Origin of the sequence: Enterobacter sp. BWH52 (assembly GCF_001037565.1) — a bacterium.
GTDB classification, from domain to species: Bacteria; Pseudomonadota; Gammaproteobacteria; order Enterobacterales; family Enterobacteriaceae; genus Enterobacter; species Enterobacter hormaechei_C.
This window is the reverse complement of sequence record NZ_KQ089854.1, coordinates 202,359-216,771: the sequence shown is the minus strand read 5'-3', so window position 1 is coordinate 216,771 and position 14,413 is coordinate 202,359. Positions and strand designations below refer to the sequence as shown.

Genomic DNA, 14,413 nt, shown 5'->3' with positions numbered 1-14,413 from the left:
ATGGAGTTAATCCACCGATTTTTCAGTGGCTTAATGCTATTCCTGTAAGAAAAATTGTGATCGTGGCAGGGTTATCGACAAGGCTTTATCTGCAAGGGGAAACGGCGCGCAGAATAAAATAGAATTTTTTCTATGAATTTAATGTCCTTGTTCAGATTTTTAGGCCTGAGAAGGATAAAATCCTGGCGCGAAGAGGTTGTGAGTGGTGAGTACATAAACTATTATCATTTTCCTCCGGTCACGAGAATTTAGAAAAGACATGAATAATACTGAACGTATCGTAAGGGTAATGGTGTTTTACAAAATAAATATATTTAAAGAGATAATATTCCGGGCGCTCCAGGATCTTTTACCCGATTACGTACTGAACATTACTCAGGTCGATTCCACAGAACAGGCGCTGGCGGCGGTGGCGGATAATAGCGTGGATGTTTTCTTCACTGAATTTAATTATCTGCTTAATCATAAAGAGTGGAGCGCGGAGGTCAGCAGCCGTTTTACATCTTTATGTAAAACCCATCACGTCAGGCGTGTTCTGTTGGTGCCCGAGCTGCCTTACGGGCTGTTAAAAAAAGTTCTGGAGATGAAATTTGAATTAACCATCAGTCAGCAGGATGAATTGACTGAACTGAAAAAGGAATTACCCGCGTTGCTCATGGCGGACGGGCAAAAACCGTCGATCTCTTCGTGGCTCAGGCGGGTAATGCGGTCCGGCTCCCGGGCGCGCTCCATCCTCTCGGCCAGAGAGTGGGAGGTGCTTCATCTTATTGTGGAAGGATTTTCAACGACGGAGATTGCCCGTCATCGAAACCGTTCGGTCAGTACCATTGCGACGCAGAAGCATAATGCGATGAAAAAGCTGAATCTTTCCAACCACAGCGAACTGATTAAGTATGTGCAGGCGGTTGGAAAGATGGAGGAATAGTCCACATCAGGGGTAGATAATATTCAGCGTAGCCGATGTATTGATCTTACCCTGGCTTACCTGGGCGGGTGCCCACACGTAATAGTACGCCGCCATCGGAAGGGTGAAATGTTCGTCCAGCGCCGCGCCAGCCGCCACGCTGAATATCATTGTGGCGTTGCCACGGCTGGTGGTCGAGGTAGAGAAGGTCACCGGCGTTTGCGGGGCGTCACGTTTTATCAGGCGGAGCCCCACGCCCTGCGCCGCGCTACTGCTGCTGTCGATCAGCACCGAGCTGTCGGTCGAAAGCAGCTGCGTGCTGGACAGAAACATCTCAATTGCCCGATCGGAATTGCCATTAACCCCGACGTTCTGACAGCTCATGTTCAGTGAAAAAGGCGTCAGCCCCGGCTGTGAGGATGCACTGAGCTGGGGAATGCCGAGCGTCGGCAGCGCCACGGTCAGCCCCGCATTATCAAAGGAACAGGTAGTCAGTTTCGGCGCGTATTTGATGATCATCGGCTGACCAAACATATCGCGGTTGTCGTAAGGCCACTTGAATCCGCTGAATAACCACTGCGCTATCTTGATGACCTGATTGATTGGCCAGGTGATGATTTCCCAGATAGATAACCCGCTCATGTCGCTGACGAACAGAACGTCGCTCATGTTCGCCGTATCCCCCGTCAGGGTGGTGCCGCTCTGGTTAACGAGGGTGAAGCGAACCGTAAAAGGTGTATTCAGCTCAGACGCCGTATGGCTACCGCTGGCAGACAGGGTTTTATTGGCCGGGGGATTGGTGATCTCCGCCCGCACCATATACTTGTTGTTGCTGAATCCGAGGATGGTCGCGTATTTGCTGTCGGTCGAGAGGATCGGCGTGTAAGAAAATTCGCTGTTACCCGTCGTACAGTTGAACGAGCCGCTGTACTGGGTGGTGAAGCTGCCGGTCCATGTGGGCGTGGCCGGGCTCAGCTTATCCGATAAATCAATGGTAATCGGTGTGCCATAAACGATGCTGCTGCCGGAGCAGGTGGCATAGCTCATCCCGCTAACGCTGGTGAGGAGCAGGAACATGAATGATCGTAACATTTTGATAATCCGTAATTAATGGCAAACCGATGAGGGGCTGTTCAGCCCCCAGGCCGGGGAGGAGATTTCGCACTTTCCGCCGCGGAGATGCACGTTGAGCGCGCGTGGCGGCCGTTCAGCACGGATATACAGTACGCTGGCCTGTCCGACATACCCGACAGATTCACCATGTTCATCCAGCACTTCGGTGCCAAAGGGCAGCGGTTTGCCGTCGGCGCGCGTCGCATGAAGTACCCATGACTGGCGCTTGTCGGTTTCAAAGCGGATATAGCTCACCGCCCCGTCGTAAGGAGCCACGTTAGCCATATTGCCGATCACCTCCGCGCCAGCGCTGTTTTCCGTTTCAGTTAACGTAATGGCGTTTTTGCGATACGGGGTGGCGTAAGGCACCAGCGCCACGCCATCGCGGTTCGTCATAATGCTTTCATCGCCGTTCACCATCAGCCCCTCCGCCTTTGGCGCATCGACGATAGTCATGGTTGTGCCGGTTTCGTTTGAGGCGAGAACGTGCCACGGGTAGGCCACCAGGCTGCCGCGTCCGCTGAGCCCGGTCTGGCGGTAGTCGGAGGATTCGCTGTAAGAGCCACCGAGTGTCGCGAAGTTCGAACGGTACGCGGCGTTAACGCTTGCCGCATTTTTACCCCCCCGCGCATTACTGCCGGAGAGGGTATAGCTCAGGCGGTTCGACGCCAGCGCGTTCCCGCTCATGCTGATATTGCTCTGCTCATAATGCGAATCGCTGGCCGTCAGGCTGGAGGTGATCCACGCATTATTATCAAACAGCGAGAACGGCAGGCTGAGGGAGAGGTAAAGGCGCGTCTCTTCTTCACTGTCCCTGTTCCGTACCCGGCTGGCCGACAGGGTATAGCTGGCGCGGCCGATGGCGTTGGAATAGCCCATCTGGTATTCGCGCGTGGTTTGCTGTGAGTTCCAGTAATCGCGCTGTGTGCCGGAGACAAACACCGTGCCCCAGTTATTGAGCAGGCGCTGATTAAGGTTAAGCGTAAAGGTATTCTTGGGCTGCGCCGCGCGCATGGCGTCCCAGGTGCTTAGCGACATGTCGGGCGCAACGCCAAACCGATCTTCATAGTCGTCGTACTGCGCTCTCAGGCGCTGATACCCTTCGCGCGAATAGAGCGCGTCGCTGAAGCTGTAATAGCCTTTAGTGGAATAGCGATAGGCCGCCAGGGTGAAGTTGGTGGCGGTGGTATCGATAAATTTGCTGTACGACACGCGATAACTCTGACCGCTGCTGGTGCGATCCTGTAGGGTGGTTTTGGCGTGGGTGACATCAAACGAGACCGCGCCAAAGGGAAGGTTCCACCCGGTACCGACAAGCCCGGCCTGGTAGTTATCGCTAATAATCGTCCCGGTATACCCGGTGATGAGGTTATTAAACCCGTAGCGCAGCGTGGCCTGCATGAATGCGGGTTCGGCATCGAGCGTGTTCTGATGCACTTTACCCGCCACCACGCTGTACTGACTCACCCCTTCTTTTAGCATCCCGGGTACGGCGGAAAACGGCACCGTGAAGGACTGCTGTGAACCGTCCGCTTCACGCACCACCACCAGCAAATCGCCCGCGGAGCCGGTAGGCTGAATGCTGTCGAGGGTAAACTGGCCCGGCGGCACATTCTCCTGATAGATCACGTTGCCATTCTGGATAACTTTCACCAGGGCGTTCGTCCGTGCCACGCCGTGAACCACCGGTGAAAAACCCTGCTGTGAATTTGGGCGCATCTTCATGTCCGACGCCAGCGACACGCCGCGCACGCGCAGGGAATCAAACAGATCGCCAGGAATATAAAAGTCACCCAGCGTCAGGTTGGATTTCAGCGAGGCCAGGGGACGGCGCAGGTAGCGGGTATTATTCTGCCAGCTACTCTCTCCGCTGGCCGTTTTCCGCCAGGCGCTGCTGTCGCGAAACTGCCAGCCGAACAGGTTGGCGCCGGAATCCAGCCCGGCATAAAAATCATCATTTGTGTCTTTCGCAGCGCCTTTCGCGCGGGTGTTGTACCAGGTCGTGTTCCACGAGAGCATCAGCGCCGGTATCCCCTCGTCCCAGAACTGGGGGGCAATGTAACCTTCTTCAGTACGCAGCACGGCCGCCTGCGGAACGGTAAGCGCCAGACTCAGGGTGCTGGTATCGGTTTTGACTTCACCGCCCTGAACCAGATCGCGCAGCTGAACCTGCCCGTGCGCAATGGCGGGCGCAGGCACGGACGTGGTGTTGATGCCAAGCGACCGGGCATCTTTCCAGGCAAGGCGGATGTCGTCACGCTGCTCGCCGTAGATGACGGTATAACGCCCCTTCCAGCTGCCGTTTACGTAGATATCCATCTCCTGACTGCCGGCAGGCATGGCGTTGTTTTCGGAAAAGCGAGACAGATCGGACTCACCGGATGCGCCAGCAAGCAGGGAGGGATCAAACGAGACGGCCCCTGATTTATGCGAAAGCAGAAGCGTGCAGACTGCCAGCAGACAGAGTCTGTTTTGTTTCTTTTTCATGGTGAGTCTTTCCGATCACTGACTGGTGAAAGTCCGGGTTTTATACGCGCCAAGATCGTCCACATACATCAGCTGGAAGGTCTGTCCGCGCTTAACCGTATTTTTTGCGGCGACCGTCAGCTGCCCAAACGGGGAAACCATAGGGGACTCCTGGAGCAATTTCGTTTTACCCAGCGAAATATTGGCGACCGTAATATGGAACGGACTGTTATTTGTAATACGAAAGCGATCGCCTTCGGCGGCGAGCGTCAGTTTCGCCACCGCGTCATCCAGCGTGCCTTTCAGCGCAGCGGGCCGGTAAAAAAGTTTGATACGGGATTTAATCGCCAGCTGAACGGTATTCTGGTTTTGCAGATTTTCAGGTCTGGGCGGAATGTCGAGAACATTCAGGAAAAAGACGGATTCGCGATCCGCAGGCAAGCTGGACGGCAGCTTTTTAATACGAAGCTGTTGGCCATTATGTTCGTTAACCTTTATCACTGGCGGCGACAGCAAAAACGGCACATTGGCTGTTTCCGGCGTGGAATTAATATCACCGTCATCTATCCAGGATTGCACCAGAGCGGGCGCATCGCCCGTATTCATTAACTGGACGATCACCTCTTTGTTATTTTCAGGATAAAGGACACGGGTGCCATTAATGACAATATTGGCCCATGAGTGACCGGTGCTTAGCAGTAAGCCTGCCAGCAAAATTGCCTTGCGCATGATTGCAACCTTAAATACAGGCTCTGCGAAAACAGAGCCTGAATAATCATTATTACAGGTAGGAAATGGTATACGTTACGTTGGAGCTTAACTCGCCCACGGTGGCGGCAGCGGCGTTCGTTTTATAATAATAAACATCCAGCGTCAGCGTCTCGGAATCTGGCGCGGTCGCTGTACCCATAATATCTGTGGTGTAAGGCTGGTTCAGGGTAATTGGCGTAGACGAACCTGGCTCCACTAGCGCAAAACCGACATTACGTGCCACGCTGGCATCGCTTTCGTTCACGCTGTTATTGAGCAGGTATTTACCGTCAGTGGAAATATTATCCGCGCTGGAGAAATACACTTTCAGCGGGGTGCCGGTCGTTCCGGCTGCTGGTGAACAACCTGAGAAAGTCAGCGCAATAGATTTTTTATTCTTAGTGATCAGGCCAACCGTGGTGCCCGCATCTTTTACCGAAATAGGGGAAAGCGCAACGGTAAAGTCTGCGCTTTTACCGCCGTTAATGGTACAGGTTGTATCGGTAATAGCGCCGGTAAAGTTAATGATACCACCCGCTGAATTGTCTGCGGCCACTGCGCTGGTAGAGGCAATAGCAGCGGCCAGCAGTGATACGGTCATGATCGATTTGAACATGATAAACTCCATGAAGATTTGTGTTATTTAAAATGAATGTTAATCGGCTACACATGTCCCTGATGTACCGGCTAGACGCATGGCGACTCGGGAGAATGCTTTGACGATATTATGTTGCACTAAAAAAGTACATAACAAAACATTATTCCAACAATTTCTAAAGTTTAAGATTATAATCTTGTGTGTTGGTTTTTTTTAATGTTTTAACCTAAATGCGTTGGTTCAAATATTTTTATTAATGATTTAATAATTGTTAATTAATGAAGCTTTATGAATTCATCTCTCAATTAACATCACGCGACTTGACCACACAAACTTTAGACTTATTATTGCCTGGCAAATGCACATAATTTTAACAATGGCGTAATAATAATATGAAGTATCTCATTGATCTTACAATGCTTTATGAAGTCGACACCGGTATGATCATGATTAATGGAGAGGAAGAGTCATCCATTAAGTTATCTAACCAGGCGGGTCGTCTGCTTTATGAACTTATCATCAATAATGGTAAAACTCTCGACAGAGACGACCTGATAAAGAAGGTCTGGGAGGATCATGGTTTCTCTGGTTCTTCGGTGAGTCTGAATGTTGCCATAAGTGAAATCAGAAAAGCATTTCGTACATTAGGATGCGACCCTTTACTGATAAAAACGATACGTGGCAAGGGATTTAGCCTTGCCGCGCATATTGAACACCACACGGTCAGGCCGCCGGTTGTTTCAACGCTTAGTGAACAATCTGCCTCTGAAGCATTCGATACGCTAGCGCATAAGAAAGATGCCGATCCGCCTAAACAATTAATATCGCTGCACAGACTCTTTATTTCTCTCTGCACGTTATTACTGATTACCGTTATCGGCACCGCTGTTTTACTGTTGCACCAAAGGGATTCCTATGCCGAGAGCCTGAAAGATTCTGATATGCATCTGCTCGGTAAAGTGGACCGGTGTACGGTATACCTGATCGATAAGAATATGTATCAGCCGCGACAGCACTACTTTAATCACGTAAAAGAGGTCATCGCCAGTCAACATATCGACTGTCAACATCAGGTTGCAGATGCTTACTATTCCAGGTTTAAAAAGTCGCAGATAGAAAATTATTTCCTGGCCATCTGTTATCAGCAGGACAGTATCGACGATTATAAGAACTGCATTTCTTACAGAAGCCTGACCGGGAGTTAAAATATGTCAAGGACTAAAATGAGTGTACTGTTCAGTATCGTACTGGCGCTGTCTGTCATCGCGTTGTTATGGATCTATTTTACCAGAACGCAGGATGAGGGGTTTGGCTGCCAGTCAGATACCATTTCCTGGAAAACATATTCTACGGGTGAGTCAACCGATATGTCGCTAACCACGCTTTTCCTGTTTAACAACAAAGATGTTGTGACGGTTATTCATAAAGGCGTGCTCAAGAAAGAGGGCAAAAGCTACCTGATTGACCGAAATTACACGCTCAGCGTGGAAAAAGTCGATGGAAGCAATATCTTTTATATTAAGGATAAAAAGCTGAATAAATCTGAAGATGATGCGGCGCCGGATGGCGTTGTAAACGAAATGTTACTTGATAATATCAACTTCTTCTATATTACCAGCGTAAAAAAACATGCGTGGTTAATTAAGGGGCTGGTGTTGCCTGTAATGATGTGTGTGGCTGTCCCGACGTCCTGATATTTCTCTTTATTGAAAAATCGATATTTATCTATTGCTCGGGAAAATTAGTAATTTACTCAATACGTAACAATAAGATACGAGAAATTTATTTATATTTTTATTGTTGCTCTCCGTCGAGTGAATTTTTCTGTATTGCCTCGTTATTTTGCGGCTGTCTATACTCCGCCTCGAAAAAGGGGCTCCCCTTTTTATACACGTGGATTCTTTTTTGAAGGACTAAATAAATGAACAAACTGAACGCTATCGTTCTGGGCTCCCTGCTGTCTGTTTCTGCCCTGAGCGCAGTTAATGCAGCAGAAACGACGGCTTCTGCCACATGGCAGGCAACCGCGACCAAAGACAGCGAATCCGATCTGGTTGTTACGCCAACGCGTGCTCTGAACTTTGTTTACAGCGCCAACACCAAATCTTTCAACACCGACACCGGTCTGTTTGATGTGGCTATCCGTGGCGATCACTCTACGGCGACCAGCTTCAAACTCGAAGCTATCCTCGACGATTCAAACAACACGCTGTTCAGCGTGGGTGGTGAAGCGACCAAGCTGAAAGTGGGTGCGCGTTGGGGCGGTAACGACCTGGGCTCTATCGGTGGCACCGTGGGGGCGAAATCAACCGCATGGACCACGCTGGTTGATTCCTCTTCTAACACCGGCGTCTCTTCTGGCCTGTGGAACCTGACCACCAGCGCAGGCGCGGCGGCAGATACCGAAATTACCGGCCAGGACAAATTTGTCTTCTACGTTGACTCCGCTCAGGACAATGCCGGTACGGCGAAAGAGTTCAAAGACCTGACCAACAGCCTGTGGGAAGGGACCGTGTCTGTTGCGTTCCGCGCAACCTGGGGCTAAGGCCTGATCGATCCAGGGGCGCAAGCCCCTGTTTAGGGAAATAGCATGTTTAACCTCAAATCCGCCTTCTTATTTTTATTATTTATCTCTTCCTCCGCGCTGGCCATTAATGTGGGAAAAGTCACCACCATTATTTCTGCGGATGCTGACTCCACCGCCAAGGAAATAAAAAACGAAGCAGACAGCGTGCGCATTGTTTCTGTTCGCGCACAGCGGATCAGCAGCCCAATGGATGAAGGGATCGTCATCAATCCGGAGAAAGTGGACGAAGTGTTGCTGACGCCCACGCGCATGGTGATGCCCGCCGGTACCAGCAATATCGTCAAATTTTACTATCACGGGAACGCCGATAACAAAGAGCGTTACTACCGCATTACCTTCACGGATGAAGGGGTAAGCGAAGAGGTGGACAGCGGTTCGCCAAAAAACGGCACCGGGATGACGCGCGCGGTGGTGAGCACCATTCTGGTGGTTCAGCCCCGGGATAAGAAGATTGATTTCGTCTATGTGGCGGGAAAAATAACCAATAAAGGGAACACCTCGTTTCGCGTCAATGCGACCGGGACCTGCCTGAAGCCGAATCCGGAATCCCCCGGCACGCCGTGTAGCAAAAACTTCTACCTGATGCCAGAGACCTCGCGCGCTATCGAGGATATCAACGTTACGGATAACCATTTTCATCTCGGAATATGGGACCTGAAACAGTTCATTCCTGTTAAGTAAGGATGCATGGTGAAAAATAAATTAGTGTTGCCGGTGATGATGGCTTGCGCATCCGGCACGCTGCCCGCGCTTGCGCATGCAGCCTCAAGCTCCGTGGTTATCGCTAATTACCGTTTTCCCGACTCGCTTTATGCACTGCTGGAGCAGGGGATCAAAATTCCCGTCTATCTGGTGAATACGCGTCCACACTCAGCACAACAAGGGAACCACGAAGGCACGGCGAGCGAATATGTTCGTATCGGTGACGTGACGCTCTTTGCAAAAGATCTGAAGCTGGGGCTGAGGGACGTTCAGGTCCAGGAGTCTGATAACGGCATTCGTCTGTCAAAAGAGATGAGAACGTTATTGCAGAGCATTAACGATAAGCAGTTTGATGACCAGATGCGCATTCCGGTAAGTACGGGGTCCGCGTTCGAGCTGGATCAGAAAAAAATGCGCCTGTTGCTGAATCTGTCGCAGAGCGACTACGGGGTGAATATTCGCCCGCGTGAGGTGGACATTGATGCGCCGGAGTCTGACGACCTGAGCGGCACGTTCTCCTACAACCTCGGGGCGTATCACACCGAGAGCGGCTACGGTGACAGCTGGTCGTCGGGCTATCTGAACGCGAGAAACTGGATCTCAATGGGCGTCGATCATGTGCTGATCGATGGCTCTGGCTACGTCAACGAGAGCAGCAGCGATACCCAGATGAATGCGGTTATGTGGGAGCGCGACTATCAAGGGATGCGCTACGCCGCAGGCATGCTGAACGGCTGGGCGATGCAGTCTCTGGCGAGCGTCAGCGGGATTTCCGGCGGTGAAGTCTACGGCGTTTCCATGGGCAACCAGGCCAACTCCCGCAAACGCGATAACACGCTCTCTCTGACGCCGGTGGTGGTCTATTTCCCCACGGCGGGCGAGGCCCGTATTCGTCGTGACGGGCAGCTTATCGGCATTCAGCGCTTTGACGTCGGCAACCATGAAATTGACACCAGCAGCCTGCCCTACGGGATCTACAGCATCGAAGTTGAGGTGGTGAGCGGAAGCCGCACCGTGTCGCGTAGCATGTACACCGTAAATAAGCCGTTCTCCAGCAACGTGTCGGAAACGCTGCGCTGGCAGATGTGGGGCGGGATGTATAGCCGCGATAAATCCGTCGTCAATTATAAAAAATACGCGAAACGCAAAAACGAGCAGGACAACACCTACTACTACGATTACGACACCAAACATAAAGACACCATGTCGCTGGTGGGAGCCTCGTTCAGCAAGCGCAGCGGGATGGTCGACTGGAACGCCTCCACCTACATGATGCGGGAACACATCGTCAGCGAGCTGTGGGCCTCCCTGAACCTGACGGGCTATTTCTCGGTGAATACCCAGACCATGGCCGCCTCCGACGGAACCTATCGCGCCAACTATGGGGCGAATCTCAGCCTGCCGTGGCAGATCGGCTCGGTGTGGTACTCCCATGAACAGCTCTCCAGTGGCAAGTTCCTCGATATCTATGAGAGCAAGGGCAATACCTGGGGCGCCTCCTTTAGCCTGCCGTCGTTCGGTCTGCCCTCGGCGGGCAACCTGAGCCTGATGCGCCAGGAGGACGACCTCTATCGCTATAAACGCTATCAGCTGGACTACTCCCAGGGGTTATACGCCGGTCGCTACGGTACGGCGCGCCTGCGGGTGGGAATGTCGCGCAACAAATACGACGGGTATTACGAAGAGAAAGATCGTTACGTGATGCTCGATTTCGCTATACCGCTCGGCAATACCGTGTCGGTTGGCGTTTCCCACAATCGCGATACCGGCACGGCGCTGAACGTCAGCGCCAGCCGCCAGTTTGAAGGCGATTACCTGAAATCTGCTACTGCCAACGTCTCGAAAGCCTTTAACAGCCGCCAGGATCGCAGCGTAAGCGGCGGCGGCAGCGTGAACTTCGACACGCCGTGGAACAGCAACATCCTCAGCGTCCAGAGCGGCATGAGTAAAGGCTGGAACTCCACGCTGACCAGTGACGGCAGCGTGGGCTGGTCCAAAGAGGCCATCGCCGCCGGGAAAGGCACCGAAAGCGCAGGGGTGATTGTCAGTACCGGTCTCAAATCTGATGAAGCGCTGACCCTGAAGCTTAACGGCCGGGCAGAACGCATCAAAGGGGATAAGACCTGGCTGTCGCTGCCGGCATACCAGGCTTATGACCTGGAAGTGATGAACAGTGAAACCGGTACGGAAAGCTATGAGATTGGCGCGAATGCGCGTCGCCATATCACGGTTTATCCGGGCAATACCGTGGTGATGAAGCCGCAGGTGAAGAAAATCGTCACTCTGTTTGGTCGTCTTGTGGATGCAAACGGGGCCCCGATTGGCGCCATGCAGATCAAAAACCACGTCGGGCTGACCCGGACGGAAAACGACGGACGCTTCGTGATCGACGTTGATAAGAACAACCCTGTCCTGAGTATCGCCACGCCGGACGACAGCGTCTGCGAAGTGCGCCTGGACATCGAGTCTAACCGCGGTGCGCTGTGGCTTGGGGACATCTCCTGCGACAAAGGCGATTTCGTCTGGCAGGAAGCAAAAGGAACGCAGGAACGTGACGATGAAAAAGATATTCGCTCTTAATTTACTGCTGATGAGCGCGGCGGCCCAGGCGCAGGAGCTGCCCTATTTCGCCATTAATAACCCGGACAATAACGGTACGGGAAACAGCGCAGGGCTGTTTAGTCTCAACAGCACGTCGACCGCGTTTTTACACGGTTCGCGCGAGTGGCCGACCCTGAGTGCGAAAACGAATAACGGTATCGCCACTTACATCCCGGACAACAGCTTCAACGGCCCGGCAGGCAGCGCGTTAACTATCGACTTTTCGGTGACCGGTTCCAGCGCTTCTCCGTTCTTTAAAGGGACGGCGTGTTCCTCGTCCTGCGGCAACACGGGGTACACCCCGACGACCAGCTATACCGACACGTCGATGGTGGTTAAGCCGCCGGTGATGGAGCCCGGCACGTCATACGGGCGCTGGGTACTGGGCGATCCGTTCTTTAACTATTTGCTCAACGCCGCGCCAGGGGATGAAGTGACCATCACCTCCACGCCGCAAATCAGCTCCATCAACAAAGTGACCACCACCAATACGCTTCACAAGGTGGGCACGCTGACCATGACCAACTCCAGAGCGCTTAACCTGGGTATTGACCCGATCAGCGGCGAGGTGACGATTGTCGATGGATCAACGGGGGCCACCTGCACCAAGTACACCCGTAATACGGTCTCTGGCGTCCTGTGCGACCTGCTCGAATACACGTTTGTTGGGGAAGATATCTCCGGTTACAACGGAGGGCTGGCGCTCACCTCTTCCCGCGTCAACAGCGTGCTGCAATCGCACATGAGCGGCGGCACCGGGCTTGCCGCCGAGCTGACCTTCGATGAAAACACCTGGTACAGTATCTCCGGCGGTATCCTGAGCGATACGCGTGTCCTGGCGAACACCTTCCTTGCAGCGCCGCAGAAAAACGGCGGCAAAGCGTACCTTAAAATCTTTTTGCCGAAAGCGTTAATTCTGAGCGTGGCGCAGGCGGGGGACGGCAGCAACATTGGCAATATCGTCAGCCTGTGTCTGACGCCCGGCAACAGCTCGCTGGCGGCGGATTTCTGCTTCCAGCCGGGGGGCGGCCTGGTGATTAACCCTATCGAACCCGGGCTGGAAATTGTGCCAGACAACCCGGATTACACCCTCGATCCTGACGGTCTGGGCGGCTCAGGGAAAGGCATTATCGGCGAAGCGCCCATTGAGATCCCCTACACCATCACCTACAGCGGGGCGCAAAAAGATGCGGCGATTGCGGTCACGGTAAAAGTCACCGGGCCTACCCAAAGCCTGAATGGGGTGGACTACTGCGCCTTTAGCGGCAACGGCTTTACGGTTCCCATTCCGGGCAACGTGCTGGTGGGGAAAAGCCAGACGCTGATGGCGCACAACTGTAAAGGCGAAGTACTGTCGATCCCGGCGCCGGCCACCCATGCGGAAGAGTGGGACAAAATGAGTTCCGGCGTGACCGATATGTGGCTCTGGAAAACACCGCTGATCCTCCAGTTCGTTATGGATAATCCGGTATCGAAAACCACCTATGACGGAAATAGCTGGTTTGGTGAAGTGACCGCGCAGGGAAGAATAGATGTTAGCGCATCCTGGAATTAATCAACCATGACTGGAAAATTCCTGGCTATTTTTGCAATAAATTGCTTCATTTCCACAGGGGCAAATGCTTTAATTATCGAAAGTCTGAATATTGATTTTCTTCCCGAAAGAGAAGTTGTTTTTCAGCCGATAAAAAACGATACCAGCGAGCGTCAGAATTATACCGTGTCGCTTATTCAGGTAGACGTTCCTAAAGAGAAGGGAAAAGAAACCGAAATAAAAGACGGCGAAGTCATGTATTCGCCTAAGCAATTAACGCTGGGGAGCGGTGAACGCGCGGGTTTTAAATTTTATTATACCGGCCCGCATGACAACAAAGAGCGATACTATCGCGTAAAATTCACCGAGACGCCGCTCCAGGCAAAGGTTATCACGCGCAAAGGCCAGCGCATCCAGTCGGATGTGGTGGTCTCGCTTGAGGCTATTTTGATTGTCCGACCATGGACACGACATTTTGATTATGCGTTTAGCAACGGGGTGGTGAGTAATACCGGGAATACCTATTTTAAATATGTTTCCTCGGTCGGGTGCAGTACGCAATACAACAATTCAAAATATATTCCACCGGGGCAACGGCTGGAAATAGATAATGCCGGGCAGGCTGCAAGGCGGATGATTATTTATGGCAATAAAATCATTCCGCTGACCACCTGCCCGTAGCAACCGCTTTCCTTCATAAAAGGAAATTAGCCTTTAGCATCATGCTAAAGATCCATCACTACAGGAGATAAAAATGAAAGCGATTTCATTCGTAGAAGCGAAAGACATTATTGGCGGCGCGTTAAACCCGTTCGCTGGTCTGGTTAAAGGTGCACAGCTGGGTTACGACACTGGCGCCAGCATCATGGGCATGGTTGGCGGTGTGGTTGGCGGAGTTCTGGGTGGCGCAATGGGCTTCCTGGGCGCGCTGGTTGGTAGCTACAACTAATTCACGTTAACAGGAAAAGTATCATGCAAGTTATCGATTTCAAAAAAGCACAGGCCATCATCGGTGGTTGGGATCCGTTTGCTGCCGCTATTCAGGGCGCAAGCGCGGGCTATAACGCGGGCAGCCAGATGTTAGGCGCGCTGGGCGGCACCATCGGCGGCGTATTCGGCCTGGTGGGCGGCTTCATCGGCGGTTTCTTCAGCGCCTAA

The 14,413-nt window shown here is 52.4% G+C and carries 14 protein-coding genes; 10 read left to right on the top strand and 4 right to left on the bottom strand.

All coding sequences use genetic code 11. The annotated features are described in order from the left end of the window. The first annotated feature begins 289 nt into the window (after positions 1-289). The gene (locus SK47_RS01065) at positions 290-925 is read left to right on the top strand and encodes a LuxR C-terminal-related transcriptional regulator (RefSeq protein WP_045332986.1); all 636 of its coding nucleotides are present in this window, start codon (positions 290-292) and stop codon (positions 923-925) included. 6 nt (positions 926-931) lie between these two features. Here SK47_RS01065 and SK47_RS01060 read toward each other — a convergent pair whose 3' ends face one another. From SK47_RS01060 to SK47_RS01045, 4 genes are read right to left on the bottom strand one after another with little or no spacing between them, the layout of a single operon-like run. Next, positions 932-1,996 carry a fimbrial protein gene (locus tag SK47_RS01060; RefSeq protein WP_022650114.1) on the bottom strand — a complete coding sequence of 355 codons (1,065 nt, stop codon included), beginning with the start codon at positions 1,994-1,996 and terminating at the stop codon, positions 932-934. Between the two features lie 15 nt (positions 1,997-2,011). Continuing rightward, entirely contained in the window at positions 2,012-4,504 is a 2,493-nt protein-coding gene (locus SK47_RS01055; RefSeq protein ID WP_048243355.1) for a fimbria/pilus outer membrane usher protein, read from the bottom strand. Positions 4,505-4,519: 15 nt separating this feature from the next. Next, positions 4,520-5,212, bottom strand: coding sequence for a fimbrial biogenesis chaperone (locus tag SK47_RS01050; RefSeq protein WP_001223973.1), 693 nt, complete (start codon positions 5,210-5,212; stop codon positions 4,520-4,522). A 52-nt stretch (positions 5,213-5,264) separates the two neighbouring features. After that, entirely contained in the window at positions 5,265-5,849 is a 585-nt protein-coding gene (locus tag SK47_RS01045; protein ID WP_022646579.1) for a fimbrial protein, read from the bottom strand. Positions 5,850-6,223: 374 nt separating this feature from the next. On the opposite strand from SK47_RS01045, the gene SK47_RS01040 reads away from it, so the two are divergent. The 9 genes from SK47_RS01040 to SK47_RS01000 all read left to right on the top strand — a co-directional run bounded on the left by SK47_RS01040 (position 6,224) and on the right by SK47_RS01000 (position 14,413). After that, complete coding sequence (locus SK47_RS01040) at positions 6,224-7,036, top strand: winged helix-turn-helix domain-containing protein (protein ID WP_022646580.1); 813 nt, start codon at positions 6,224-6,226, stop codon at positions 7,034-7,036. A gap of 18 nt (positions 7,037-7,054) precedes the next feature. Further along, on the top strand, positions 7,055-7,525 hold the full coding sequence (locus tag SK47_RS01035; RefSeq protein WP_003860998.1) for a hypothetical protein: 471 nt from the start codon (positions 7,055-7,057) through the stop codon (positions 7,523-7,525). A gap of 227 nt (positions 7,526-7,752) precedes the next feature. Further along, the gene (locus tag SK47_RS01030) at positions 7,753-8,376 is read left to right on the top strand and encodes a common pilus major fimbrillin subunit EcpA (protein ID WP_003860995.1); all 624 of its coding nucleotides are present in this window, start codon (positions 7,753-7,755) and stop codon (positions 8,374-8,376) included. Positions 8,377-8,421: 45 nt separating this feature from the next. Then, positions 8,422-9,099 (top strand): EcpB family pilus assembly chaperone, encoded by a 678-nt coding sequence (locus SK47_RS01025; RefSeq protein WP_048243353.1) that lies wholly within the window; start codon positions 8,422-8,424, stop codon positions 9,097-9,099. 6 nt (positions 9,100-9,105) lie between these two features. Further along, positions 9,106-11,700, top strand: coding sequence for a CS1-pili formation C-terminal domain-containing protein (locus SK47_RS01020; RefSeq protein WP_045350369.1), 2,595 nt, complete (start codon positions 9,106-9,108; stop codon positions 11,698-11,700). After that, positions 11,678-13,276 carry a hypothetical protein gene (locus SK47_RS01015; RefSeq protein WP_023315112.1) on the top strand — a complete coding sequence of 533 codons (1,599 nt, stop codon included), beginning with the start codon at positions 11,678-11,680 and terminating at the stop codon, positions 13,274-13,276. The genes SK47_RS01020 and SK47_RS01015 overlap by 23 nt, the downstream gene beginning before the upstream one ends. 6 nt (positions 13,277-13,282) lie before the next feature. Next, a complete protein-coding gene (locus SK47_RS01010; RefSeq protein WP_006812468.1) occupies positions 13,283-13,936 on the top strand; it encodes a hypothetical protein in 654 nt (217 codons plus the stop codon). Between the two features lie 73 nt (positions 13,937-14,009). Next, the gene (locus SK47_RS01005) at positions 14,010-14,204 is read left to right on the top strand and encodes a hypothetical protein (RefSeq protein WP_022646586.1); all 195 of its coding nucleotides are present in this window, start codon (positions 14,010-14,012) and stop codon (positions 14,202-14,204) included. A gap of 23 nt (positions 14,205-14,227) precedes the next feature. Then, entirely contained in the window at positions 14,228-14,413 is a 186-nt protein-coding gene (locus SK47_RS01000) for a hypothetical protein (RefSeq protein WP_001196016.1), read from the top strand.